Here is a 24,904-nt window from a genome sequence, read left to right as displayed (position 1 = left end):
CTCGCGCGCCCGTGGAAGTGCGGTGCGGAAATTCACACGCGCACAAAAGATTCGAAGCGCGGCGATCGGGATACGCACGCGCGCGTTTCGTGCTCGCGCGTATCCCGGCGCGGGTCTCAGGCCCCGCGCAGCGCCTTCTTGTCGATCTTGCCGACCGCGGTGACGGGCAGTGTGTCGGCCTGGCGCAGCACGTCCGGCAGCTTGTACGTCGCCAGTCCGCGCCCGGTCAGGAAGGTCTTGATCTCGGCGAGCGAGGGCATCGCGTCCTCGACCACCAGTACCGCGCACGCCTTTTCGCCGAGCACCGCGTCGGGCAGTCCGACCGCCGCCGCGTGCCGCACACCTGGGTAGGCGAGCAGATGCTCCTCGAGTTCGTCGCAGGAAATATTCTCGCCGCCGCGGTTGATCACGTCCTTGATGCGGCCCGAGACGATGAGGTGCCCGCTCGGCAGCTGCCGCACCAGATCGCCGCTGCGGTAGAAGCCGTCGGGGGTGAACGCGCGCGCATTGTGTTCCGGCGCACGGTAGTACCCGCGCAGGGTGTAGGGACCCCGGGTCAGCAGTTCGCCCTCCTCGCCCGGCGCGACGTCGTTGCCCTCGCCGTCGACCACGCGCACCTCGTCGGCGGGGGAGAGCGGGCGGCCCTGGGTGGTGCACACCAGGTCGTCCGAGTCTTCCGCGCGGGTGTAGTTGAGCAGTCCCTCGGCCATGCCGAAGACCTGCTGCAGCCGCACGTTCAGCGCCGGAACCACTTCGCGCGCATTGACTTCGGCCAACCGCGCGCCGCCGACCTGGAGCAGGCGCAGCGTCGAGATATCCGCGTCCTCCCAGTCCACCGCGGCGGACCACAGCTGCGCCAGCGGCGGCACCACGGCGGTGACGGTGACCCCGTGCCGCTCGATGGCGGCGAAGGCGTTCTCCGGGCTGGGATCGGTGACGAAGGCGATGGCGCCGCCGGTGGCGATGGTGCCGAGCACGCCCGGGCAGGCGAGCGGGAAGTTGTGCGCCACCGGCAGCGTCGCGAGGTAGACGTCCTCGGGACCGAGTTCGCACACCTCGGCGCTGGCCTTCGCGTTGTAGGCGTAGTCGTCGTGGGTGCGCGCGATGAGCTTGGGCAGGCCGGTCGTGCCGCCGGAGACCAGCATGAGCGCGATATCGGAGGCGTCGACCTCGGGCAGCGAATCCCCGTCGGCCCGAACGCTGTTCAGATCGGTGAACTCGCCCGGATCGCCGAGCACCAGTACGTGCCGCAGGGTGGGCGCCGCGGCCCGGACCTCGGCGGCCAGGACGCGGTAGTCGAAATCGCCCGCGCGGTCCGCGATCACGTAGGCGACCGCGCCGGACAGGTTGGTGAGGTGCTCGATCTCGGCCCGGCGATGCGCGGGCAGGGTCAGCACCGGGATGATGCCGGCGCGCAGCAGGCCGAACAGCACCGTGATGAACTCGGGGGTGTTGGGCAGCTGCACCACGACGCGGTCGCCGGGCGCGATGCCGAGTGCGAGCAGCCCGTGCGCCGCGCGATCGGCGGCCGCGTCGAGTTCGGCGTAGGTCGCTCCGGCGCCGTCCGCGCCGGGCACCAGGGCCGTGTGCTCGGGCCACTTCGCCGCGGCGGCGCGCAGCAGCTCCCCGAGCGGGGTGCCCGCCCAGTAGCCCTCGCGCCGGTACCGCTCGGCGAATTCGGGGGGAAAGGGAACGAAGCCGGCACGGTGATCCGGTGCGGCGGTGGGATTCGATGTCACTGCTCAGGCCTCGCGTAAAGGGGATAAGGGTCTCATTACAAAGGTTAGGCAACCCTATCTCAATGGGTTAGGCTCCTTCCGAACCCATCCGGCCATCCCGGCTCGGGATTGGCACGAGACAAGGAGTACCAGCGGAAATGGAGTCATCGCAGGGCGCGGGCGCGACCATCGCCAGGGACGAGATCCGGGCCGCGGTCGCCGGGCACCTCGGCCTCGAACCGGACGCCATCGCCGACCACGACGACCTCATTCAACTCGGTCTGGACTCCATCCGCACCATGAAGCTCGCGGGCTCCTGGCGTAAGCGCGGGCTGCCGGTGAACTTCGCCCAGCTCGCCGCCGAGCCCAGCGTCGCGGCCTGGCATCTGCTGCTGGGCGGTTCCGACGAACCGGCTGCCGACGAACCGGCCGCCGCTGAACCGGCCGGCGCTGCCGAGCCTGCCGCCGCCGAGCCTGCCTTTGCCGCCGAGCCCGCCGCCGCGCTTGCCGACGACGGCACCCCCTTCGGCCTCGCCCCCATGCAGCACGCGTACTGGGTCGGCCGCGGCGAGGGCCAGCAGCTGGGCGCGGTCGCCGCGCACCTGTACGTGGAATTCGACGGCGCGGACGTGGACGCCGGTCGGCTGGAAACCGCCGCCGCCGCCCTGATCCAGCGCCACCCCATGCTGCGCACCCGCTTTTTGGGCGACGGCACCCAGCAGACCCTGGACCGCCCGGGCCGCCCGGTGTGGAGCCTGACCGACCTGCGCGCCGCCGACGCCGAGACCGCCGAGCAGACGCTGGAACAGTTGCGGGACAAGCGCACCCACCAGCTCATGGCGGTCGAGGACGGCCAGGTCATCGACATCGCGCTGACCCTGCTGCCGGACGGGCGCACCCGCCTGCACCTGGACGTGGACATGCTGGCCGCCGACGCCATGAGCTACCGCATCCTGGTCGCCGATCTCGCCCGGCTCTACCACGGTGAGCAGCTGCCCGCGCAGGACTACACCTTCCGTGAATACCTGGAGCGGCACGCCGCCGCCGCGCCGGAGCACGAGGCCGACCGGGAGTGGTGGCAGCGGCGACTGCCCGAACTCGCCGGCGCGCCCGAGCTTCCGCTCGCCACCGCGGCGGGCGACACCGCCGCGCGCACCGTGCGCCTGCACCGCCGGCTCTCGCCCGACGCCAAGGCGCGGGTGTTCGCCGCCGCGCACTCGCGCGGCATCACCCCGGCGATGGCGCTGGCCTCGGTGTTCGCCGAGACCATCGGCGGCTGGTCCGCCCAGCGCCGGTTCCTGCTGAATCTGCCGCTGTTCCACCGGGAACCGGTGCATCCGCGGGTCGACGGCGTCGTCGGCGACTTCACCTCCTCGGTGCTGCTCGAGGTCGACGTGACCGCGCCCGCCACCGTCACCGAGCGCGCCCAGGCCCTGCAGCGCGAATTGCACGCCGCCGGTTCGCATTCGGGCTACTCCGGCCTCGAGGTGCTGCGCGATCTGGGCCGTCTTCGCGGTGAGCCGGTGCTCGCGCCGATCGTCTACACCAGCGCCATCAACCTCGGCGAGCTGTTCTCCGAGCAGGTCACCGAGACCTTCGGCGACCCGGTCTGGATCATCTCCCAGGGCCCGCAGGTGCTGCTGGACGCCCAGGTCACCGAGGTCGGCGGCGGCCTGCTGCTGAACTGGGACATCCGCGCGGACGCGTTCCCCGCGGCCATGGTCGAGACCATGTTCGCCCGCTACATCGACGCCGTGCTGCGCCTGGCCGAGGTGGACGCCGACGGCCGCGAACTCGGCCCGGCCGGCGGCGCGGGCTGGGACGCCGACGCCGCGGTCCGGATCCCCCTGGAACAGGCCGTGATTCGCGCTCAGGTGAACGCCACCGACGGCCCGGTCACCGGCCGCGCCCTGCACACCGGCCTGTTCGACCACGCCGCGGCGAACCCCGGCGCGCCCGCGGTGATCTGGGAGCGCGACGCGACCGCGGCGGGGATCGTCGCCGGCTCGGCGGTCGATGCCGCGAACGGCAACCCGGCCTCGAACAGCGGCGCGGCTGCGAACGGCAGCCCGGCCTCGAACAGCAGCCCGGCCTCGAACAGCGGCGCGGCTGCGAACGGCAGCCCGGCCGCGAGCGGCAGCGCGGCCTCGGACGCCGGTGTGGCTTCGAACGGCAGCGCCGACACGAACGGTGCTGCGGGGCAAGGGCAGTCCGCCGACGCGGACCGAGTCGTGGAAACGCTCACCTACGGCGGCCTGGCCGCGCAGGCGCTGGCCATCGCGGGCGCGCTGCGGGCGGCCGGGGTGCGGCCCGGCGACGCCGTCGCCGTGCAGCTGCCCAAGGGGCCGGACCAGATCGTGGCGACCGTGGGCGTGCTGGCCGCGGGCGGCGTGTACGTGCCGATCGGCTTCGACCAGCCCGCCGCGCGCCGGGCGGAGATCCTGCGCACCGGCGCGGTGGTCGCGGCGCTGACCGCCGGCGCCGTGGTGCCCGAGGTGCCGACCCTCGCCCTCGCCGACGCCCGCGTGTACCCGGAACCGTTGGCGGAGCCGGTGATCGGCGACCCCGAGGGCATCGCCTACGTGCTGTTCACCTCCGGCTCGACGGGCAAGCCCAAGGGCGTGGAGGTGCCGCATCGCGCCGCCATGAACACCATCGACGACCTCAACGAACGCTTCGAGATCGGGGTCGCGGACCGGGCGCTGGCGCTGTCCGCGCTCGAGTTCGACCTGTCGGTGTACGACATCTTCGGCCTGCTGAGCGTCGGCGGCGCGGTCGTCGCGGTGAACGACACCCAGCGCACCGATCCGGCCCGCTGGGTGGAACTGCTGCGCGCACACGGGGTCTCGGTGCTGAACTGCGTGCCCAGCCTGCTGGACATGACGCTGGAGGCCGCCGCCGGACAGCCGCTCGACAGCCTGCGCATGGTGATCCTGGGCGGTGACTGGGTCGACGTGGCCCTGCCCGGCCGCCTGGCCGCGGTGGCGCCGCGGGCCCGTTTCGCGGGCCTGGGCGGTGCGACCGAGACCGCCATCCACTCCACCATCTGCGAGGTCGTCGGCGCGGCGGTGCCCGCCGAATGGTCGGCGGTGCCCTACGGCACCCCGCTGCGCAACGTGCGCTGCCGGGTGGTCGGCCCGTCCGGCAACGACTGCCCCGACTGGGTCACCGGCGAACTGTGGATCGGCGGCGACGGCGTGGCCGCGGGCTACCGCAACGATCCCGAGCGCACCGCGGACCGCTTCGTCGTCCACGAGGGCCTGAACTGGTACCGCACCGGCGATCTCGCGCGGTATCTGCCCGACGGCGGGCTGGAGTTCCTCGGCCGCGCCGACCACCAGGTGAAGATCCGCGGCTACCGCGTGGAGCTGGGCGAGGTGGAGAGCGCCCTGCGCGCGCTGCCCGGCGTCCGGCACGCCATCGCGGCGATCATCGGCACCGCCGCGCCGAAGCTGAGCGCCGTCGTGGTGCCCAACGACGGTGTGGCCCTGGCGGTTCCGGAGCTGCTGACCGCGGTCGGCGAGCTGCTGCCCGCGTACATGATCCCCAGTCGGGTGGAGCTGCTCGCCGAGCTGCCGTTCACCTCGAACGGCAAGCCGGACCGCAAGGCCATCGCGGGGCTGCTCGCGGTCGAGGACGAGGTCGGCGAATTCGTCGCGCCCGCAACCGATCCCGAGCGCGCGGTGGCCGACATCGTGGCGACCGTGCTCGATCGCGACCGGGTCGGCGCGACCGACGACTTCTTCGCCCTGGGCGGCGATTCGGTGCTGGCCACCGCCGTCATCGCCCGCGTTCGCGATTGGCTGGAGTCGCCCGACGCGGTGGTGGCGGACTTCTTCGCCGCCCGGACCGTCACCGGCCTGACCGCGCGCCTGCTCGATCGCGAGCGCCGCGCGGGCCAGGCGGGCCGCCTGGCCCAGGTCGCCGCGCTCTACCTCGAGGTGGCCGCCATGACCGACGACGAGGTGCTCTCACACTCCTGAGAGCTGACAACTCTCCTGCGAAAACGGTGATCCCCGTGCCTGTTTCGGCGCGGGGGTCACTGTGCGTTGCCGGGCAGCACGCAACCGTCGTGCAGCAGGCCGAGATCGTGCGGCAGCTGATAGCAAGCCGGATCGTCGGGCAGCTTCCAGTGGAAGCCCTCCAGGAAGAACGTCGCCACCAGATTCACCGCGATCAGCAGCGCCAGGAAGCCGAGCGCGGCCGCGCCGATCGCGCGATGCGGACGCGATGGGATATCGGTCGCGGCGGTGCTGTGCGAGAACGCCAGCACCACACCGATGGTGGTGACGGCCGCGACGAACAGCACCAGCGCCCAGACGTACAGGTGCAGGCCCAGATACGCGCCGCCGTACCCCTTGTCGCCCGGCAGGATGTGCAGCATGGTCTGGCGCCAGGCGGTGAAGCCGCCACCGAAGCACGCCACGATCGCCAGGCCCCAGCCGACCGCGTAGTCGCGCTGCGCGATACGCCCGTTCATGCCCTTGCGGACGATGTAGGCCCCGCCCAGTGCGGCCAGCATCATGAAGTAGCGCTGCAGCATGCACAGCGGGCACGGGTACTCCCAGTTGCCGAACTGGAAGCCGAGCCCGCCGCAGACCACGCCCGCCCAGCCGATCACGAAGATGACGGCCAGCCAGTACTGCACCTGCCCGAGCGCGCCGGTGGCCCCGGCGTCGGTCGCGGGGGCGGTGCCGGTCACCATGTCAGCCCCAGTCCGAGCGAGCTGGTGATGTGCAGCTTCAGCAGGAGGCCGCACGCGAGGAGGGCGAGGAACCAGCCGGTCAGAACAGACCGCCGGGAACTTTCCCGGAAGATCAGGAACAGCACGCACAGCAAACCCGCGAGTATGAGCGTGTCCATGTCGCGGACGCTACATCTCCTGCTGGTGCAGGCCGGTAAAAGATGTGCGGACACGCCGCTCGTGCCGCACTCTGAATCCGATGGTGAATAGTCGGCTACCGACACCCGCGAGCCTGTTGGATTCGACACCCGGCGGCGGTACCCGGACCCCCCTAAACTCGATCCGGTGAGTGGTTGGGACTTCGCGGACATCCCGGATCAGACCGGTCGGACGATCGTCGTGACGGGCGCCAACAGCGGGCTCGGCAAGGTCACCGCGGGCGCGCTGGCGCGAGCGGGTGCGCAGGTGATCATGGCCTGCCGCAACGAGATCAAGGCTCGCGGCGTCGCCGACGAGATCGGCCACGGCGCCCAGGTGCGCCGCCTGGATCTGGCCGATCTGGCCTCGGTCCGGGAGTTCGCCGACTCGCTCGACGCGGTCGACGTGCTGATCAACAACGCCGGCGTCATGGGCGTGCCCGCCGGGCGCACCGTCGACGGGTTCGAAACCCAGTTCGGCACAAACCATCTCGGCCACTTCGCGCTGACCGGGCTGCTACTGGACCGGATCCGCGATCGGGTGGTCACGGTGTCCAGCGGTCTGCACGCCATCGGCAAGATCGATCTCGCGGACCCGAACTGGGAGCGCCGCCGCTATCAGCGCTGGCCCGCCTACGGCCAGTCCAAGCTCGCCAATCTCATGTTCGCCTACGAGCTCCAGCGCCGCCTGACCGCCGCCGGGTCGGCCAAGCTCTCGCTCGCCGCGCACCCCGGCTACGCCGCCACCGGCCTGCAGTCGCACACCGATTCCTTCTACGACGTCCTGATGGCCGTGGGCAATCGCGTTCTCGCCCAGAGCGCCCGGATGGGCGCCCTGCCCACCCTCTACGCCGCCACGTCGCCCGAGGCCGAGCCCGGCCGCTTCTACGGCCCCGGCGGTTTCCTGGGCCAGCGCGGCTATCCCGCCCCCAGCGGCTCGACCACCGCCGCCAAGGACGAGGTGACCGCCCGCCGCCTCTGGGAGATCTCCGAACAACTGACCAAGGTCACCTTCCCTTTCACCCGCCGCTGATTCTGCGCCTCACCCGCGCCGACTACCTGGCCGATGCTCCAGCTCGAAGGGCCGAGACTTCGGGGCCGCGGCCCCCGCCCGGAGCGAAGCGGAGGGCAATGGACACAGTGTCGTACGCCATACGCACGAAATGTCATCTCTGGTACGGTGCTGGGCATGCAGCGCGTGTATTTCTGGTTTAGCCAGCCGGCCCCGGGTGGGCCGAGCGGCGTGAACCTGCGCTGACTTCCTCCACCCCGAGCCGGATACAAGACCGGCTCCACGGGGTTTCGCAAGAAAATCCTCTGCGTGGGTCGGCCTGAGAAAAGGAACCCACGATCATGACTGTTGCCGCGGATCTGACACGGCATGCCGATCTCGACGACCAGCGCACGCTGAGCGTGAGCCCGCTGCTCTCGCCCGCCGATGTGCGGGCCGCGCATCCCATCGACGACACTCTCGCCGATGTCGTGCGCGCCGGCCGCAAGGCCACCGTGGATGTCCTCAACGGCGATGACGACCGCCTCATGGTGATCGTCGGCCCGTGTTCGGTGCACGACACCGATGCCGCGATGGACTACGCCCGCCGCCTCGCGGCCAAGGCGCAGGAGCTGGGCGACCGGCTGCACGTGGTCATGCGGGTCTACTTCGAGAAGCCGCGCACCACGCTCGGGTGGAAGGGCCTGATCAACGACCCGCACCTGGACGGCAGCTTCGACATCAACACCGGTCTGCAGGTCGGGCGGCAGCTGCTGGTGGACATCACCGCGCTGGGCCTGCCGATGGCCGTGGAATACCTCGATCCCATCACCCCGCAGTACATCGCGGACCTGGTCTCCTACGGCGCCATCGGCGCCCGCACCGCGGCCAGCCAGGTGCACCGTCAGCTCTCCAGCGCGCTGTCCATGCCGGTCGGCATCAAGAACGGCACCGACGGTGACGTCCAGGTCGCGGTCGACGGCGTGCGCGCCGCGGCGGCCAGCCACGTCTTCCCCGGCACCGACCTCGACGGCCGCTCGGCGCTGATCCGCACCGCGGGCAACCCGGACTGCCACGTGATCCTGCGCGGCGGCAGCAACGGCACCAACTTCGACGCCGACTCGTGCGCGGAAGCCCTGCTGCGCCTGGAGAAGTCGTCGCTGCCCCAGCGCCTGGTGGTCGACGCCAGCCACGGCAACAGCAACAAGGACCACAACAAGCAGGTCGACGTGGTCACCGATATCGCCGAGCGCATCGCGGGCGGCGAGCGCACCGTCGTCGGCCTGATGATGGAGAGCTTCCTGGTGGCCGGCCGCCAGGATCTCACCCTGGGCAAGGCCGAGGAACTCACCTACGGCCAGTCCATCACCGACGCCTGCCTGGACTGGAACGTCACCGCCGAGCAGCTCGACCGCCTGGCCGACGCCGTCGCCCGCCGCCGCGCGCAGGCCTGAAAACCCGCGCCGCCGAGCGTTATTCGCCGCCCCGCGGGGTGGCGATGACGCACAGCAGGTCCCCGGCGCGCACCACGCGCTGATCGAAACCCGCCGCCGACAAGTGTCCGAACAGCTTGGCCGGGGCGGGTTTCGGGCTTTCCGGGGGATCGTCGGGCCCGCCGTAGCCGTACACGAGATACAGGATCCCGCCGGGCGCGAGCAGCTCGCGCACCATCGCGAGTCCGCCGTCGGCGTCGCGAGTCCAGAACAGATTCACGTTGCACGCCAGGATCCGGTCGAACGGGCCGCCCGCCGCCCGGAGCAGCGCGGTCGCGCCCGGGTCCGGCACATCCGCGTGGACCAGGCGCAGCCTGCCCGAATCGAGCAGGGCGGCATGCTTTTTCGCCGACCGGGCGATCGCGGTGGCGGACCGGTCGACGGCCACCAGCGTGCCGGTGCGCAGCCCAGCGGCCAGGTACGCCGCCGACGGGCTCGACCCCGCGCCGATCTCCAGGATCCGATCGCTCGCCCGGATGTCCATCATCCGCGCGATCCATTCGAACCGGTCCTCGCCGGTCATCGGGCCGGCCGCGGGGGGATCGGCCAGGCGGGGGCGGGGCCCGGGGGATCGCTGATCAGGCGGCTCGCTATCCAGCAGTCGTGGCGGGTGCCGCGCTGGAGGGTGCCGCCGCGCAGCAGGCCCTCGTAGCGGAAGCCCGCGCGCCTGGCCACCGCGGCCGAGGCGTGATTGCCCGCCAGCGCCCGCCATTCGATGCGCACCAGGCCCAGGAAGCCGGGATCGAAACCGGCCGCGCAGACCAGGTTCACGGCCCTGGTCATCAGCCCGCGCCCGCGCAGCTCCGGCGCCAGCCAGAAGCCGATCTCGCTCGCGCCGTCGTCGCGCCGGGACTCGCTGGGGCCCAGCCCGATCATGCCCCGCACCGCCCCGTGCGCACCCAGGCGCAGCGCCCAGGTGGGGGTGCGCGCGGCCCAGCCCGGAATCACCGCGTCGCACACGAACGTCTCGGCGTCGCTGCGGCGGTAGGGGACCGGCATCGTGGTCCAGCGGCCCACCGACGGCTCCTGACAGCAGGCGGTGATGTCGTCGATGTCGTGCACGGTCGGCGGGGAGAGCCGGAGCGGGCCGTCCGAGAGCGTCTGCGGATCCACCGGGCCATGCTGACACGGAACCGCGCACGGGCGCACCGGGTTTGCGGGTCCGGTGCGGGCCGTTCCGGGCCGCCTCCGTAGCATCGGAGCGATGGTTGCCGCTCTGCTCGCCGACTTGTTCGAAGGCCACAGGTCCCACCTGCTGTCGGTGGCCTACCGGCTCACGGGCAGTGTCGCCGACGCCGAGGACGCGGTGCAGGAGGGCTGGCTGCGCCTGGCCGTGGCCCGGCAATCGGAGATCGAGGACCTGCGGGCCTGGCTCACCACGGTCGTCAGCCGCATCTGCCTGGACCGGCTGCGCAGCGCCGCCGCGCGCCGCGAACAGTACGTGGGCCAGTGGCTGCCCGAACCCATCGTCACCTCGGCCGCGCCGTCCAGCACCCCCGATCCGCTGGCCGCGCTGGTGCGCAAACAGGACTGCCGTTTCGCCGCGCTGGTGGTGATGGACGCGCTGACCCCGCCGCAGCGGGTGGCCTTCGTGCTGCACGACGGGTTCGGCGTGCCGTTCGACGAGATCGCCGACGTGCTCGACATCTCGGTCGAGGCCGCCCGGCAATTGGCGGTGCGAGCCCGGAAAGCGTTGGCGCACACGCCGGAACCGGTCTCGGACGACGAACACAATCTCGCCGTGCAGCGATTCCTGGAGGCGCTGCTGCGGGGCGATGTGAACAGCGTGATCGCGGCGCTGCATCCGGACGCGCGCACCATCGGCGACGCCGGGGGCACCACCGGCACGGCCATCAACATCGTGGAGGGCGCGGAGAAGAACACCCGCCTGTGGCTGGGCCTGCGCACCCGGTACGGCTTCCACGACCCCGAACGGCTGGCCGGCGGCTTCGAACCCGTGCTGGTCAACGGACAGCTGGGCATGCTCATTCACGAGCGCGCCTCGGAGAACGGCTACCCGGGCACCCCGCTGCGGATCTACGGCTACACGGTCCGCGACGGAAAGGTCTGGGGCATCTACGATCTGGTGAACCCGGCCAAGCTCAAGGGCATCCGGCTGCCTAATTAGCTCGCGCTGATCGGGACCCGGCGCGCGGTGCCGGAACCGGCGGTCCCGGTGCGCTGAGCTGCGGTGCGAGCGCCGCCACCCGGTGACGAGCCGCCCCGGGGCCGCGAGCCGGGGCGCCCGAGTCGACTATTCTCCGGACATGCCTGAGATTCCCACCGTCGCCCGGCTGCGCCCGTACGCGTCGACGATCTTCGCGGAGATGACCGAGCTCGCCGTCCGGCACGGCGCGGTCAATCTCGGACAGGGTTTCCCGGACACCGACGGGCCCGCGGGCATGCTCGAGGTGGCGCGCCAGGCCATCGCCGACGGCTTCAACCAGTACCCGCCCGGGCGCGGGGTGCCCGCGCTGCGCCAGGCCATCGCGGTGGACCGGGCCCGGCGCTACGGCACGCACTACGACCCGGACAGCCAGATCCTGGTGACGGTCGGCGCGACCGAGGCGATCGCGGCGACCATTCTCGGCCTGGTCGAGCCCGGCGACGAGGTGGTGCTCATCGAGCCCTACTACGACTCCTACGCGGCCGCCGTCGCGCTCGCGGGCGCGCACCGCCGCACCGCCCGGCTCGTGCCCGACGGCGACGGCTTCGCCCTCGACCTGGACAGCCTGCGCGCCGCCATCACCCCGAAAACACGGATGCTGCTGGTGAATTCGCCGCACAACCCGACCGGGACCGTGCTCTCGCGGGCAGACCTGTCCGCCATCGCGGCGCTGGCCATCGAGCACGACCTCTACGTCATGTCCGACGAGGCGTACGAGCACCTGGTGTTCGACGGGCACGCGCACCACAGCATCTCGACCCTGCCCGGCATGTACGAGCGCACCGTCGTGATCTCCAGCGCCGCCAAGACCTTCAGCGTCACCGGCTGGAAGATCGGCTGGGCCTGCGCCCCCGCCCCGCTGCTGGACGCGGTGCTGGCCGCGAAACAGTTCCTCACCTTCGTCGGCGGCGGCCCCTTCCAGCCCGCGATCGCGCACGCCCTCACCCACGAACAGCACTGGGTCGAGGCCCTGCGCGACACCATCTCCGAGAAGCGCCTGCGCCTGTCCGCCGCCCTGGCCGAGGCCGGTTTCGGTGTGAAACGCAGCGACGGAACCTATTTCGTCTGCGCCGACATCACCCCCCTGGGAGCGACCGACGCCTACGACTTCTGCCGCGAGCTCCCCGCCCGCCTCGGCGTGGCCGCGGTCCCGGTCAGCGTCTTCGCCGACGACAAACCGAGCTGGAACCACCTGGTGCGCTTCACCTTCTGCAAGAAGGAAGAGACGATCGCCGAGGGCGTCCGCCGCCTCCGCGCCGGAAAGTCCGTCGCGACAAGGTAATCGACCGTCGGGCAAGACGATCCGTCGTCGTGTGGTCACCGGATCGTCGCGTCCGAGCGTCCGGGGCCCCCTCCGCCTGGTCGGCGGAGGGCCCGTCACGGCGAGAGAATCGACCGATCACGCGTAAACCGGCGTCGTCCGGCAGGGCCGGATGTTTCGTGGGTCTCGGCGGTTCGAGGGCGTTCGCGGGCGCCCGCCCCAGCGGGGGTGCGCGCCGGAATGCCGCCCGTAGCGACCAACCACGGGGCGGTCACCGGACTACGGGCCGGGTCCAGTGGCTGCGGACTGGACCGCGACAGCCCGGGGTCCGGGGGCGCAGGATCGAACCATGATCGGAACTGCGGCGGTGCTCGGGGTTGCGGCGGCGGCGCTGGGGATGGTGCTGACGCCGGGGCCGAACATGATGTATCTGGTGTCGCGGACCGTGTCGCAGGGGCGGCGGGCCGGGTTCGTCTCGCTGGCGGGGGTCGCGGTGGGATTCGCGGTCTACCTGGCGGCGGCGACGGCCGGAATCACGGCGGTGTTCGCCGTCGTGCCTGGACTGTATCTGGCGCTCAAGCTGGCGGGAGCCGCCTACCTGGGCTGGCTGGCGTGGAAAACGCTGCGGCCGGGCGGGGTCTCGGCGTTCGCGCCGGCTGCGCTGCCCGCCGACCCGGCGCGGCGGCTGTTCACCATGGGCCTGGTCACCAACCTGCTCAACCCCAAGATCGCCATCATGTACATGGCGCTGATCCCGCAGTTCGTGGCGCCGGCCAACGGGCACGTGTGGTTGCAGAGCCTGTCGCTGGGCGCGGTGCAGATCGCGGTCGCGCTGACCGTGAACGCCCTCATCGTGCTGAGCGCGGGCGCCGTCGCGACCTTCCTCGGCGGCCGCCCGCTCTGGCTGCGCGCCCAGCGCTACGTCACCGGAACGGTGCTCGGCGCGATGGCCGCGCTGGTCGCCACCGACCGCACCCGCCCGCTGCCCGCCTGAGAGGGCCACGCCCGCGGCGGCTTCCGGTGCGGGCCGATCTGCTTCGGTTCGGCCGGCACGAGCCCCACGACCCGTACCGGGTGATCACATTGCGGCCGAACGTATTCGGGAACTACAGGTGCAGGCTGCCCGGGTACAGGTACTCGTCGGCGGGTGGCTCCTCGCGGTCCAGCCACGCCTCGAAGAACCCCGTCAGGTCGTGAGTCGTCCTGGACTGCATGAACTTCCGGAACTCCGGCATCGAGGCGTTGCCGAACCGGTGCGTGCTCACGAACTCCTGGATCGCGGGGAAGAACACCGGGTCCCCGACCGTGCGGCGCAGCGCGTGCAGGAACAGCGGGCCCCGGTAGTACACCGAGGTGAATTCCTTTCCCGCGCCGGGGTTCTGGAGCGGGTTCCGCCAGAACTTCGGATTGCCGTAGAACTCGTCGAGGGTCTCGCGGTACATCGCGTCCACATCCTTGCCCTCCTTGCGCTCGGGCCACAGGTAGTCCGCGGTGTAGCTGGCGAAGCACTCGTTCAGGCAGATGTCGGACCACTGCTCGATCGACATCGAATCGCCCCACCACTGATGCGCGATCTCGTGCACCACCGTGTCGAGCTCGGTCCAGGGCGCGTAGATCGGCCGGGACTGGGTCTCGAGCGAGAACTCGAGCTCGGTGTCCACGTAGATCCCGCCCGCGGTGTCGAACGGGTACGGCCCGAACAACTCCTCGCTGAAATCCAGGATCTCCGGCAGCCGCCGCTCGGTCTCCATCGCCTTCATCGCCTCGGGCGCGAACGCGCTCAGCAGCGGGGTGCCGTTGGCGCGCCGCTGTTCGAGGAATTCGAACCGGTCCACGGCGATCGTGGTGAGGTAGCCGATCACCGGCTGGCGCATCTCGAAATCCACGGTGCGATCCGGGCCGCGCACCTCGTCACGCACCTTCGCCCCGATCGACATGACCTCCCATTCGGCGGGCACGGTCGCGTGCAGCGTGAAAGTGGCCTTGTCCAAAGGGGTGTCGTTGAGCGGATACCAGGCGCTGGCCGAATGCGGCTCGCCCGCGGTGAACGCCCCGCCGCTCGGGGAGAGCACCCAGCCCTCGCCCTCGGTGTCGGTCACCGCCCCCGCGTAGTCCACGCGCACCGTGAACGGCAGCCCCGGCAGCAATGGCAGCAGCGGCGTGATCACCAGTTCGTGCTCGCCGGTGCGCTCGGCGAACGCCGGCAGATTGTTGACCTGCACGCGCGAGACCGGCGGACCGCTGTAGTCGAGATTGAAGGTGCGCAGGGCCTGGGTGGCGGTCGCGTCGATACGCGTGGAGCCGGTCAGCTCCTTGGTCTCCGGTACATAGCCGAGCGTGACGTCGTAGTGCCGGGCGTCGTATCCGCCGTTGCCGTCCAGCGGATAGTAGGGGTCCCCGAGTCCGGCCGCGCCGGTGAAGGGATCGCTCACCTCCGCCCGCGCCGGGCTCGCGGCCGCCACGGCCAGCGCCGCGACGCCGACCACCGTGTACCGCCGCCACCTGCTACCGCTCATGCGCCGCGCAACCCCCTTTCCGGCGTTCATCGCCGACCAGCCCGATGCTAGCCGCCGCGCACGGCCGGGCCCGGGACCCGCCGCCGCGCGGCCCACGGATCCCGGGCGATCGGAGGCCGTCAGTGACCGCCGCTGCCGGACACCGCGACGCTCGCGCCCAGCCCGATGATCATCACCCCGCCCGCGCCCCCGACGGCCTCCAGCCGCTTCGGCGACCGCGCGAACCAATCCCGGGCGAGCCCGGCCATCAGCGCCCACGAACTGTCCGAGACCAGCGCGATGCCGATGAAGATCAACCCGAAGATGAGCAGCTGCAGCGGCACCGCCCCGCCCTCGGGCGCCACGAACTGCGGCAGCACCGCCGAGAAGAAGATGATGGCCTTGGGATTGCTCACCCCGACCAGGAACGCCTGCCGCAGCATCCGCTTGCCCTCACCCGGATCGGCGGGCGACTCCCACGCCTCCCGCAGCGACCGGCGCTGCCGAATCGCCTGAATTCCCAGGTGAATCAGATACAGCGCACCCGCCAGCTTCACGATGGTGAGCGCGATGGCCGAGGCCGCGATCACCACGCCGAGGCCGGCGGCCACGAACAGCAGGACCACGAGCACCCCGGCGGAATGGCCGAGCACCGAGAACATCGCGGCCCGGCGACCGTGGGTGAGCGCGCGGCCGATGACGAACAGCACGCCCGGGCCGGGAATGACGATCAGGGCCACGGCGGCCAGCGAGAAGGCCACCAGATTCGCACCGGGGATCATCCTCTCGATGCTACTCAGCGGCACAAGCCTTTTCGCTGGAACGGCGGCCGGCTACCCGCGCAGCTCGCCGGGCAGCTGCTGCGGATCCAGCAGCAGCCGTTTGGCATCCACCCGGCGGACCTTGGCGGCCAGATCCAGATTGTCGGTGAGCAGCTGCCACTCCACCTCGCGGATGGCGGTGCGCGCGCGGTCGATGACGTTCAGATCCCGCGTGCCCCAGGCGATGGGCATGGCGCTGACCGTCTGGCGCAGATCGACCGAACCCGGCGCCCGGTCCACCCGGACCGTCACCGCGGGAACCCGCTCCCCGGCGCGGGCGTGATGGCCGGGCAGCGTGCGCACCGAACGGGTCACCAGCGCGTAGCGCGGCCCGTCCGGCCCGGCCTTGGCCAGCTTCACCAGCGCCAGCAGCACGACCCCGCGGCCGTTGATCTCCGACACCACCGCGGGCACGAGTTCGCCTGCGGCGTACAGCTTGTCGACCCGCCCCCGGTGCGGGGTCCACAGTCCGATGAACAGCGAGGTCGCCGCGCCCAGCGCGAAGGCCACCGCCAGCAGGTACGACCACGGATGATCCAGCCAGATCAGGTACGCGGTGCCGACACCGAGCAGCACGGCCGCGCCGATGGCGACCACTCGCAGGCGCCGCAGATCCGCCACGACTTCGTTGACCGCCCGGGCATGCTCACGGTCCACCGCGAATTCGAAGCGTCGCACGTGCGTTCCCTCCCGCCTACTGGAGGCTGTTTCTCCAGTTATCCTAACGTCGGCCCCAGCAGGTCGTCCGCATCGGTGATGCGGTAGGCATACCCTTGCTCGGCCAGGAAACGCTGCCGGTGCGCGGCGTATTCGGCGTCGAGCGTGTCGCGCGCGACCACCGAGTAGAAGTGCGCCTGACCGCCGTCCTGTTTGGGCCGCAGCAGCCGCCCGAGCCGCTGCGCCTCCTCCTGGCGCGAGCCGAAAGTGCCCGAAACCTGCACCGCCACAGAGGCTTCGGGTAGATCGATGGAGAAGTTCGCGACCTTGGACACCACGAGCACCGGGATCTCCCCGCGCCGGAAGGCGTCGAAGAGCTCCTCGCGTTCCTTGGTGCGGGTCGACCCCTGGATGACGGGCGCGTTCAGGTGCTCGCCCAGCTCCTCGAGCTGATCCAGGTACGCCCCGATCACCAGGCTCGGCGAACCCTGGTGCCGGGCCAGAATCGATTCCACCACCGGCAGTTTGGTGCGCGCGGTCGAGCACAGCTTGTAGCGCTCCTCCGGCTCGGCGACCGCGTACGCCATGCGCTCGGCGTCGGTGAGGGTCACCCGGACCTCCACGCAGTCCGCCGGGGCGATCCAGCCCTGCGCCTCGATGTCCTTCCACGGCGCGTCGTAGCGCTTGGGTCCGATGAGCGAGAACACGTCGCCCTCGCGGCCGTCCTCGCGCACGAGCGTGGCGGTCAGCCCGAGCCGGCGTCGTGACTGCAGATCCGCGGTCATGCGGAAGACCGGCGCGGGCAGCAGGTGTACCTCGTCGTAGATGACCAGACCCCAGTCGCGGCTGTCGAACAGCTCCAGGTGCCGGTACTCGCCCTTCGATTTGCGCGTGATCACCTGGTACGTGGCGATGGTGACCGGCCGGATCTCCTTGCGCTCGCCGGAGTACTCGCCGATCTCGTCCTCGGTGAGCGAGGTGCGCGCGAGCAGCTCGCGCCGCCACTGCCGCCCGGCCACGGTATTGGTGACCAGGATCAGCGTGGTCGCCTTGGCCTTGGCCATCGCGGCCGCGCCGACCATGGTCTTGCCCGCGCCGCAGGGCAGCACCACCACGCCGGACCCGCCCGCCCAGAACGAGTCGGCGGCCAGTTCCTGATAGTCGCGCAGGTGCCAGTCGCCGCCGGAGTAGTCCAGGTCGATGGTGTGCGCCTCGCCGTCGACGTACCCGGCCAGGTCCTCGGCCGGCCAGCCGATCTTGAGGAGCATCTGCTTGATGCGGCCGCGCTCGGAGGGATGCACCACCACGGTGTCCTCGTCCACGCGCGCGCCGAACATGGGCGCGAGCTTCTTGTGCCGCAGCACCTCCTCGAGCACCGCGCGATCCAGGCTCACCAGGGTCAGGCCGTGCGCGGGGTTCTTCACCAGCTGCAGCCGGCCGTACCGGGCCATGGTGTCGACGATGTCCACCAGCAGCGGCTGCGGGACGGCGTACCGGGAGTACTTCACCAGCGCGTCCACCACCTGCTCGGCGTCGTGCCCGGCCGCGCGCGCGTTCCACAGCGCCAGCGGGGTGATGCGATAGGTGTGCACGTGCTCGGGTGCGCGTTCGAGCTCGGCGAAGGGTGCGATGGCCTGCCGGGCGGCGTTGGCCGCGGCGTGGTCGATCTCCAGCAGTAGTGTCTTGTCGCTTTGAACGATGAGCGGACCCTGGACCGAATCGGTCACGGCACCTCCTGGCTTGTCGGACCCGATCGGGCCGCTGTCCATTGTTCCTGATCGCGCCGACAGACCCGCGCGCGGAGCGCGGTGGGGCGAACTCGTGCGGGAGCGCGGCCGAATCCGCGCCGGGCGCGTGCCCCGCCGGCGATCGGGGCGCCGGGCGGCAGGGCCGCGGCGTCGTCGTCGAGGGTGGACAACGCCCGCATCGCCGCGAGTATTTCGGCCGAAACGATCAAGACCCCAGTTTCCGTGGCTACGATCACTCCCAACTTGGGCACCTGTCCAAGTTGGACGATTGATCTACACCGCTCGGTTCACGAGACCCGGCGGCGACATGTGAACAGGGGTAGCCGATGCGCAGGGGACACCGGGCCGGACGATGGACGGCGGGCCTGATAACCGCGGCGCTCGGCGCCGCGCTGCTGACCGCACCACCACCGGCGAGCGCCACACCCGCCGCCGGGACCCTGCGCATCGAGGGCAGCGACTTCGTCGACGACGCCGGCCGCGTCGTGCTGCTGCACGGGGTGAACAACGTCGACAAGGACGCGCCCTACGTCGAACTCGGCGACGGCTTCACCCTCACCGATCAGGACGCGGCGCTGCTGGCCGGGCACGGCTTCAACACCGTGCGGCTCGGGGTCTCCTTCGACGGCCTCATGCCGGCCCGCGGCGTGATCGACACCGCCTACCTCGATCGCGTCGGCACGGTCGTGGACACCCTGGCGCAGCACGGCATCCACACCCTGCTCGACAACCATCAGGACGGGCTGTCGAAGATCTGGGGCGGCAACGGTTTTCCCGAATGGTCGCTGAGCTCGCGGCCGAGCGCCCTCGAACCCAACCTCGGCTTCCCGCTCTACTACCTCATGCCCAGCATGAACCTGGGCTGGGACGAGGTGTGGAACAACGACGACGGCGTGCTCGACTACCTGGGCCAGGCGCTCGGCGCGCTGGCTGCCGAGATGTCGGGCCGCGCCGGGGTGCTCGGCATCGAACTCATCAACGAGCCGTGGCCCGGCACGGCGTTCCTGTCGTGCTTCCCCAACGGCTGCCCGGGCTTCGACGCCAAATATCAAGCGGCCATGCAGAAGCTGACCGACGCCGTGCGGGCGCGCAACGGCGACATCATGGTGTTCTGGGAGCCCAACGTGACCTGGAACGAGACCATGCCCACGAATCTGGGCAAGAATCCGCCGATCACCTCGCCGCAGATCGCCTTCGCCCCGCACGACTACTGCATCCCGAGTCAGCTCGCCATCTACCTCGGCCTGCCCGCGTTCCTGCGCGGCCTGTGCCCGGTGCAGCAGGACAAGACCTGGGGCAACATCGACGCCTTCGCCGCGCGCACCGACATACCCACCGTGATCACCGAATTCGGCGACGGGGATCCGACCGTGCTGCGCAACACCATGAAACGGGCCGACGAGCGTTTCATCGGCTGGCAGTACTGGCACTACTCCTCGCGGTTCGGCGCGGGCGGCCCGCGCCCGGACCCGTTCCTCGGCGACATCGGCCGCGAACTCGTGCGCACCTATCCCCGCGCGACCGCGGGCACGCCCGGGCGCATGATCTTCGACGCGGAGGACGGCGATTTCGCCTACCGCTACACCCCGCGCGCGCTCGCCGCGCCGACCGAGATCTACGTGTCGGATCTGCACTACCCGGGCGGCTACGAGGTGCGGGTGGACGGCGGCACGGTGACCTCCGCGCCTGGCGCGCGCGTGGTGACCGTGACCGCGAACGGCGCGGGTCCGGTCAGCGTCTACATCAACCGGCCGGGGTCGCCGGGCGCGACCGTGCCCACCGGGCCCGTCGGCACCGGTTCGGGCGGTTCGTCCGCGGGCTCGGCCGATTCCGGATCCGGTTCGGGGTCCGCGGATTCGGGGTCGGGCTCCGGTTCCGGGGACTCGGGGTCGGGCGGCAGCGGATCCGGTCGTTGACCGGGGGAATTTTCTGGTTCGCGGGTGTAACGACCGTTCGCCCGGGAACGACACACGTGCGAAGCGCCTCTGTTGGACACGCGCCCAGATCGAGAGGGAACACATGATCGCCTTCAGCCCGCAGCTGTTCACCCAACTGCTCCCGATGATGCTCGGTTACGCCTGGTTGGGTATGCGCGGACTGTCCATGCTCTGAGATCTTCGGCTCCCACGTCGGAAACAGGTGGCCGCGGTGCTGCGGCCGCCGATCCCGCACAGGTATCCTCACCGCGTTCACGGCAGCCGTGAATGGTTCGGTGAGAAAGGTTTTCGCACGTGAAGTTCGCAGGTACGAGGCTGATCACGCGCCTCGTCGTCGCCCTGGTGGCGATGGCCGTGGCAATGTTGGCCGTCACCGGGTGTTCCATGATCAAGGACGCCAGTAAATCCGAGACCGCCAAGTCGAAGGTCGGTGACTGCATCAACGTCATCGAGGGCTCGATGGTCGACTCCAAGACCGAGCCGATCGACTGCTCCTCGGAGAAGGCGGTCTACAAGATCGCCTCGGTCTTCGACACCAAGACCGAGTGCAAGGAGGAGCAGACCTCCTACGAGGAGACGCTCAACGGTGGCACCACCGCGTTCCTGTGCTTGACGCCCAACTTCAAGGAGGGCGCCTGCTACAACGAAAGCCCCACCACCGGTTACAAGTTCGTGGATTGCAGCGCGCCCGAGGCCAGCTTCAAGGTCACCAAGCGGGTCGACGGCCAGGCCGACGAGTTCCTGTGCGACCCGGCCACGGACACCAACTTCCACGCCCTGACCGAAGCCAAGATCACCTTCTGCCTCGGCAACCCCAAGGGCTAGACCCGGTTCTCGGGGACTGCCGGGGCTCGGCCCCCGAACCCCGAAGGCGCGGGCGGCCGCACGCCGAGACCCCGCGCGACTCCGGTTTCGCCGAACCCCGGCGGCAGCGTCCCATCGACGCGGCCGCCGGGGTTTCGGCGTTTCCGGCCGGTCTCAGTCCACCAGGGCGACCGAGGCGATCCGGTGCAGGGTGAACTGGCGGACCGCGCCGCTCACCGGATCGACGGCGTCGAGCTGGCCGCTGGTGATGTTGAGGGGTTCGACCACGCGCTGGGTGGCCACGCCCGCGGCGTCCACGTAGCTGATGTGCACGCTGCGGCGGGTGCGGGCGGCCAGCTGCAGCAGATTCAGCGTGGCGGTGGTGGTCGTGCGCGACCCGTCCGCGCGCACCGTCTGCCCGCCCCGGGCATGGGCCGCGCGCTCACCGGCCCGCAGTTCGGCGACCAGCGACCGGAGTTGTTCGGGGGAGGGCGGATTGGGCCGCCACTGCTGCCTGGGCTGCCCGCGCCCGGCGATCCGGGCGCCCCGCGCCCGCAGATCGACGATCGCGCCCGAGGAATCCTCACCCGCGGGGCTGAAGCCGGCGGCCCGCAGCTTCTCCAGCACCTCACCCAGCGAAGCCTGCGAGATCGCGACGGTCGGCGCGACCGCGCGCAGCGCCAGCTCACCGGCGACGGGCGCGGCCAGCACCTCGGCCAGCAGCGCGGGATCCTCACTGCGCACGAAGGATTGCGCCATGCCCGCGCGCAGCCGCCCGTGCCTGCGCGCGACATCGTCGATCAGATAGGTCAGCGCCTGCGGCACCGGGGTGCGGGAGTGGGTGGTGAACAGGTGGTGCAGTTCGGCGGCGGTCGCGCCCGCGTCGAGCGCGCGCCGCACCGAGTTCTCGCTCACCCGGTACACCGTCGCCGCGCCAGCGGATTCGACGTCGGCCACCAGGGACATCCGATCCTGCAGGTCGGGAACCAGCGGCCCGGGCGCGATGATCGTCAGATCCGCCTGCACCAGTACGTGATCCACGGGTGCGGGCAGCGCGGCCGTCATCTCGGACTCCGCGTCCTCCGGGCTACCGTGCAGCAGTGCCCGGCCGGCCGAGGTGATCGCGCCGCGCGCCACCAGCCCCAGCGCCTGCGCCTCGGCCAGGGTCCGTTCCACCGCCTCCGCGCGGTAGTGCCGCCGCCACCGCGGCTGCCGCCAGGCCAGCGCACGGCTCAGATCCGCGGTGGAAACGGTGGTGCCGGTGGGGTATTCGGCCAGCAGGCTCAGGATGGCGCGGCGGTCGCGCACCGCGTGCGCGTTCCGCAGTTCCGGCGAGAGCGCGGCCAGCGGTTTGTCGTTGGCGTCGCGCAGCCCGATCATCCACGGGAAGCGGTCCAGCTCCAGCCAGGCCTGGGCCAGCATCACCCAGCGCCGGGCCGGCGGCACGGCCAGCCAGGCGTCCGAGATCGCGGTGGGCGCCCAGAAATCGTCGTCGCCCGCGTCCGGGGCCGGTTCCGGGGTACCCCGGTCGAGTAGTCGCGCCGCCGTCAGTACCTCGGCGAGCAGGCCGATCCGCTGTTCGTCCACCCCGGTCTGCTTGACCAGGCGCCGGGCCTCGCGCACGCCGAGCCCGCCCGAGCGCAGCACCGGCGCGGGCGCCTGGCCCAGTACCTCGAGCACGGAAGCGCTGTGCCGCAGCAGTTCTCCGACCTCACCCGCGGCCGCCGCGTTCACGTCGGCGGCGGCGAGTTTGATCAGCGCGGGCTTGGGCGCGGTGAGCGCGTGCGGATCGGTGACCGGCTCCGCGCGCAGCACCTGACCCACCGAGACGGGCAGCTCGACGGTCTCGTCGTCGATCCGGTGCAGCAGCCGCAGCGCCAGCAGCCGGGGGACCGGCCGATCCGCCGGGGTGCCGGGCGCCGCGTCGCGGGTGCGCCCGCGCGGTCCGGTGGTGGCCAGCTTCTCCAGCAGGCCGCGTTCCTGCGCGCTCAATTCGCCCAGCGCCGCGGCGATCTCGGCTTCGGTGAGCGCGCCGGGGAGTTCGGTGGTGCTGCCCAGCGGCCACGGCAGCGCCTCCTGGGCGGCCGGGGTGAGATGCAGTTCGGCGTCCGCGCCCCAGATGATCGCGCGGGCGCGCAGCTTGTCCACACTGGCGTTCAGCGCGGTGACGGTGACCCGATCGCCCAGCAGTTCGCGCAGGCGCGGCCGGGGCACGGGGGCGCCGTTGCGCGTGTCCGCCGCGCCCTGCACCGCCAGGGTCTCGATGATCGCGAAATCGAGGGTGTCGAACTCGTCGGTGGCCCGCAGCACCGAGGCCCGCTGTTCGGTCCGGCCCGCCAGCACCGCCATGGTGCCGGGGAGCGGAACGGCCAGATCCGGCCGCAGCTGCAACAGTGCGACGAGATGGTCGTCGCTGAGCGCGGCCAGCCATTCGGGCAGGGTGGCCGGAATGGGAGCGGCCTTGGGGGCGCGGCTCTTCCGGGCCTTGGGGGCGGTGTCGGTCACGTCACCCGATCCGGGCCGCGGGTACGGCGAGACGGCGGAATCGGGCGCGGTTCAACGGCCGCCGCGGCGACGAGAGTCGCGTGCGCGGCGGCCGCCGGACTGTGTGCCGCGCCGATAACCGCATGGTTGTCGGATGTGGGGCGAATCAGCGGTTGATGACCGTGTGCGGGTGCACGTAGGGCAGCTGATCGACCGGGAGCGGGAACTCGGTGTCCTCGCCGTACGGCGAGAGTCCACCCGAGCGGGTCGAGGAAAGCTCGGTGACCGCGTGGTCTCCCTGGGCCGTCTCCGGCCAGCCATTGTCGACGTAGGGTTTCTTCGATTTGTTCACCACGGCCTCATTCTGGCATGCGAATCACGAACGCCCCGCATCGACATTGATGCGGGGCGTTCGCTCGGTGCGAAAGGTGTCGGCTCAGTGCGGGAGCAGGCCCTTGTTCGCCTCGTAGAAGTTCACGATCTGCGGGTCGAGTTGGCCGCCCGCCTTGGTGGCGTTGAAGAAGTCGAGCACCGGCTGCGGGATCGCGATGCCCTGCTGCTGAACGACTTCCACGGCGCGGTCGACAGCCTGGAAGACTTCCTGGGAGGCGTTGGCGGCCTGGGCGGGACCCGGGTTCGGGTTCCAGCGCGGCGCTTCCTGCGCGGGAGCCGGCGCGATGCGCTCGGTGGGACCGCTGGTCAGTCCGAGGCTCGAGGAGCAGGACGGCCACGCGCCCCAGCCCTGGGAAGCGAGCACCTTCTCGGCGACGGCGATCTGCTGTTCGCGGGTGGCGTGGTTGGCGGACGCGGCGTACTCGCCGCCGCCGTGGGCCTTCCAGGTGCTGGGCGAGAACTGCAGCCCGCCCTGGTAACCGTTGCCGGTGTTGATGCCCCAGTTACCGCCGGCCTCACACTGTGCGAGACGGTCCCAGTCGGAGTCGGGTGCCGCGCTGGCGTTTCCGGCCAGGGCCACTCCTGCACCGCCGACGATCGCGCTGGTCAGTGCGACCTTGGCGACGGTGCGTCCGGTGTTACTCGGCTTGCGATGGCGTCCACTCATGTTCGGGTCGTTCCTCTCGTACGCTCCTGCGAGACCGACTACCGGGGGCGAACTGAGAGGTCGTCCGGCCCGGCGCGCTGTTGCGCGCTGTTTCTCGCCCTCACCCCTTCGTCCAGTTGGGGGTCCGTACCCGCGGGGTGAGGTTGGTGCGGCGGGCCGGTGGCGCCGGGCTGACCCGGCTGATGAGTGACCATACGGTGATCTCGGTCAAAAATCACCATTTGGTAACCGTCGTGTCCGACGGGGCGCTATCCGGCGCAACGGGTTCCGTTTAGCTTCTGTGCAGGTGGTTGCGGCGAGTCCGCGACGATAGGGGTCCGTCACCGCGCCGTGACCCTTTCGTTATGTGACCAAAGTCACAGGTGTGCCGTCGTAACGAACGGGGCA

General features: G+C 71.0%; 20 protein-coding genes. 8 read left to right on the top strand and 12 right to left on the bottom strand.

Features of this window, described 5'->3' with window-relative positions:
* Positions 1 to 116: 116 nt before the first annotated feature.
* The gene (locus ACWDOP_RS24255) at positions 117 to 1,739 is read right to left on the bottom strand and encodes a (2,3-dihydroxybenzoyl)adenylate synthase (protein WP_456346885.1); all 1,623 of its coding nucleotides are present in this window, start codon (positions 1,737 to 1,739) and stop codon (positions 117 to 119) included.
* A 137-nt stretch (positions 1,740 to 1,876) separates the two neighbouring features.
* Between ACWDOP_RS24255 and ACWDOP_RS24250 the strand changes: the two genes are divergently transcribed.
* The gene (locus tag ACWDOP_RS24250; RefSeq protein ID WP_456346884.1) at positions 1,877 to 5,701 is read left to right on the top strand and encodes a non-ribosomal peptide synthetase; all 3,825 of its coding nucleotides are present in this window, start codon (positions 1,877 to 1,879) and stop codon (positions 5,699 to 5,701) included.
* 56 nt (positions 5,702 to 5,757) lie between these two features.
* Here the strand turns inward: ACWDOP_RS24250 and ACWDOP_RS24245 are convergent, their stop codons facing one another.
* The gene (locus ACWDOP_RS24245; RefSeq protein WP_456346883.1) at positions 5,758 to 6,423 is read right to left on the bottom strand and encodes a disulfide bond formation protein B; all 666 of its coding nucleotides are present in this window, start codon (positions 6,421 to 6,423) and stop codon (positions 5,758 to 5,760) included.
* Positions 6,417 to 6,581 (bottom strand): DUF5993 family protein, encoded by a 165-nt coding sequence (locus ACWDOP_RS24240; protein WP_454205769.1) that lies wholly within the window; start codon positions 6,579 to 6,581, stop codon positions 6,417 to 6,419. The genes ACWDOP_RS24245 and ACWDOP_RS24240 overlap by 7 nt, the downstream gene beginning before the upstream one ends.
* A 166-nt stretch (positions 6,582 to 6,747) precedes the next feature.
* Between ACWDOP_RS24240 and ACWDOP_RS24235 the strand changes: the two genes are divergently transcribed.
* Together ACWDOP_RS24235 and ACWDOP_RS24230 are read left to right on the top strand one after the other, a co-directional pair.
* On the top strand, positions 6,748 to 7,632 hold the full coding sequence (locus ACWDOP_RS24235; RefSeq protein WP_456346882.1) for an oxidoreductase: 885 nt from the start codon (positions 6,748 to 6,750) through the stop codon (positions 7,630 to 7,632).
* Between the two features lie 320 nt (positions 7,633 to 7,952).
* Positions 7,953 to 9,044, top strand: a complete 1,092-nt coding sequence (locus tag ACWDOP_RS24230; protein ID WP_454205766.1) for a 3-deoxy-7-phosphoheptulonate synthase — start codon at positions 7,953 to 7,955, stop codon at positions 9,042 to 9,044.
* A gap of 19 nt (positions 9,045 to 9,063) precedes the next feature.
* Here ACWDOP_RS24230 and ACWDOP_RS24225 read toward each other — a convergent pair whose 3' ends face one another.
* The gene (locus ACWDOP_RS24225; protein ID WP_456346881.1) at positions 9,064 to 9,606 is read right to left on the bottom strand and encodes a class I SAM-dependent methyltransferase; all 543 of its coding nucleotides are present in this window, start codon (positions 9,604 to 9,606) and stop codon (positions 9,064 to 9,066) included.
* Positions 9,603 to 10,196 (bottom strand): GNAT family N-acetyltransferase, encoded by a 594-nt coding sequence (locus ACWDOP_RS24220; protein ID WP_454205762.1) that lies wholly within the window; start codon positions 10,194 to 10,196, stop codon positions 9,603 to 9,605. The genes ACWDOP_RS24225 and ACWDOP_RS24220 overlap by 4 nt, the downstream gene beginning before the upstream one ends.
* Before the next feature lie 91 nt (positions 10,197 to 10,287).
* On the opposite strand from ACWDOP_RS24220, the gene ACWDOP_RS24215 reads away from it, so the two are divergent.
* From ACWDOP_RS24215 to ACWDOP_RS24205, 3 genes are all read left to right on the top strand, one after another.
* Positions 10,288 to 11,211, top strand: a complete 924-nt coding sequence (locus ACWDOP_RS24215; RefSeq protein WP_454205760.1) for a sigma-70 family RNA polymerase sigma factor — start codon at positions 10,288 to 10,290, stop codon at positions 11,209 to 11,211.
* Positions 11,212 to 11,350: 139 nt separating this feature from the next.
* Positions 11,351 to 12,532: a pyridoxal phosphate-dependent aminotransferase gene (locus ACWDOP_RS24210; protein ID WP_456346880.1), complete on the top strand. Its 1,182-nt coding sequence runs from the start codon at positions 11,351 to 11,353 to the stop codon at positions 12,530 to 12,532.
* A 328-nt stretch (positions 12,533 to 12,860) separates the two neighbouring features.
* Positions 12,861 to 13,505 (top strand): LysE family translocator, encoded by a 645-nt coding sequence (locus ACWDOP_RS24205; protein ID WP_456346879.1) that lies wholly within the window; start codon positions 12,861 to 12,863, stop codon positions 13,503 to 13,505.
* A 112-nt stretch (positions 13,506 to 13,617) separates the two neighbouring features.
* On the opposite strand, the gene ACWDOP_RS24200 is transcribed toward ACWDOP_RS24205, so the two are convergent.
* From ACWDOP_RS24200 to ACWDOP_RS24185, 4 genes are all read right to left on the bottom strand, one after another.
* Positions 13,618 to 15,027, bottom strand: a complete 1,410-nt coding sequence (locus ACWDOP_RS24200) for a M1 family metallopeptidase (RefSeq protein ID WP_456346878.1) — start codon at positions 15,025 to 15,027, stop codon at positions 13,618 to 13,620.
* A 119-nt stretch (positions 15,028 to 15,146) separates the two neighbouring features.
* Complete coding sequence (locus ACWDOP_RS24195) at positions 15,147 to 15,788, bottom strand: LysE family translocator (RefSeq protein WP_456346877.1); 642 nt, start codon at positions 15,786 to 15,788, stop codon at positions 15,147 to 15,149.
* A gap of 51 nt (positions 15,789 to 15,839) precedes the next feature.
* On the bottom strand, positions 15,840 to 16,505 hold the full coding sequence (locus ACWDOP_RS24190; protein WP_456346876.1) for a DUF3239 domain-containing protein: 666 nt from the start codon (positions 16,503 to 16,505) through the stop codon (positions 15,840 to 15,842).
* 38 nt (positions 16,506 to 16,543) lie between these two features.
* Positions 16,544 to 18,211 (bottom strand): DNA repair helicase XPB, encoded by a 1,668-nt coding sequence (locus ACWDOP_RS24185; RefSeq protein ID WP_454205749.1) that lies wholly within the window; start codon positions 18,209 to 18,211, stop codon positions 16,544 to 16,546.
* Positions 18,212 to 18,558: 347 nt separating this feature from the next.
* Between ACWDOP_RS24185 and ACWDOP_RS24180 the strand changes: the two genes are divergently transcribed.
* Both ACWDOP_RS24180 and ACWDOP_RS24175 read left to right on the top strand, forming a co-directional pair.
* On the top strand, positions 18,559 to 20,148 hold the full coding sequence (locus ACWDOP_RS24180; protein WP_456346875.1) for an endoglycoceramidase I: 1,590 nt from the start codon (positions 18,559 to 18,561) through the stop codon (positions 20,146 to 20,148).
* A 315-nt stretch (positions 20,149 to 20,463) separates the two neighbouring features.
* Complete coding sequence (locus ACWDOP_RS24175; protein ID WP_454205745.1) at positions 20,464 to 20,994, top strand: LppU/SCO3897 family protein; 531 nt, start codon at positions 20,464 to 20,466, stop codon at positions 20,992 to 20,994.
* Between the two features lie 153 nt (positions 20,995 to 21,147).
* Here the strand turns inward: ACWDOP_RS24175 and ACWDOP_RS24170 are convergent, their stop codons facing one another.
* The 3 genes from ACWDOP_RS24170 to ACWDOP_RS24160 form a co-directional block, all read right to left on the bottom strand.
* The gene (locus ACWDOP_RS24170; RefSeq protein ID WP_456346874.1) at positions 21,148 to 23,478 is read right to left on the bottom strand and encodes a helicase-associated domain-containing protein; all 2,331 of its coding nucleotides are present in this window, start codon (positions 23,476 to 23,478) and stop codon (positions 21,148 to 21,150) included.
* A 145-nt stretch (positions 23,479 to 23,623) separates the two neighbouring features.
* Positions 23,624 to 23,812, bottom strand: coding sequence for a hypothetical protein (locus tag ACWDOP_RS24165; protein WP_354985798.1), 189 nt, complete (start codon positions 23,810 to 23,812; stop codon positions 23,624 to 23,626).
* 81 nt (positions 23,813 to 23,893) lie between these two features.
* Positions 23,894 to 24,517: a resuscitation-promoting factor Rpf1 domain-containing protein gene (locus ACWDOP_RS24160; protein WP_454205739.1), complete on the bottom strand. Its 624-nt coding sequence runs from the start codon at positions 24,515 to 24,517 to the stop codon at positions 23,894 to 23,896.
* Positions 24,518 to 24,904 lie beyond the last annotated feature (387 nt).

This window comes from Nocardia sp. NPDC003693, from assembly GCF_053981095.1.
The sequence above is the reverse complement of the archived record's forward strand: the minus strand, read 5'-3'. Positions and strand labels throughout refer to the sequence as shown.

Bases quoted from the DNA above. Each gene is read 5' to 3' on its own strand.
- ACWDOP_RS24250 (WP_456346884.1), top strand. From the start codon at position 1,877: ATGGAGTCATCGCAGGGCGCGGGCGCGACCATCGCCAGGGACGAGATC.
- ACWDOP_RS24245 (WP_456346883.1), bottom strand. From the start codon at position 6,423: ATGGTGACCGGCACCGCCCCCGCGACCGACGCCGGGGCCACCGGCGCG.
- ACWDOP_RS24240 (WP_454205769.1), bottom strand. From the start codon at position 6,581: ATGGACACGCTCATACTCGCGGGTTTGCTGTGCGTGCTGTTCCTGATC.
- ACWDOP_RS24230 (WP_454205766.1), top strand. From the start codon at position 7,953: ATGACTGTTGCCGCGGATCTGACACGGCATGCCGATCTCGACGACCAG.
- ACWDOP_RS24225 (WP_456346881.1), bottom strand. From the start codon at position 9,606: ATGACCGGCGAGGACCGGTTCGAATGGATCGCGCGGATGATGGACATC.
- ACWDOP_RS24215 (WP_454205760.1), top strand. From the start codon at position 10,288: ATGGTTGCCGCTCTGCTCGCCGACTTGTTCGAAGGCCACAGGTCCCAC.
- ACWDOP_RS24210 (WP_456346880.1), top strand. From the start codon at position 11,351: ATGCCTGAGATTCCCACCGTCGCCCGGCTGCGCCCGTACGCGTCGACG.
- ACWDOP_RS24205 (WP_456346879.1), top strand. From the start codon at position 12,861: ATGATCGGAACTGCGGCGGTGCTCGGGGTTGCGGCGGCGGCGCTGGGG.
- ACWDOP_RS24200 (WP_456346878.1), bottom strand. From the start codon at position 15,027: ATGAGCGGTAGCAGGTGGCGGCGGTACACGGTGGTCGGCGTCGCGGCG.
- ACWDOP_RS24195 (WP_456346877.1), bottom strand. From the start codon at position 15,788: ATGATCCCCGGTGCGAATCTGGTGGCCTTCTCGCTGGCCGCCGTGGCC.
- ACWDOP_RS24180 (WP_456346875.1), top strand. From the start codon at position 18,559: ATGCGCAGGGGACACCGGGCCGGACGATGGACGGCGGGCCTGATAACC.
- ACWDOP_RS24160 (WP_454205739.1), bottom strand. From the start codon at position 24,517: ATGAGTGGACGCCATCGCAAGCCGAGTAACACCGGACGCACCGTCGCC.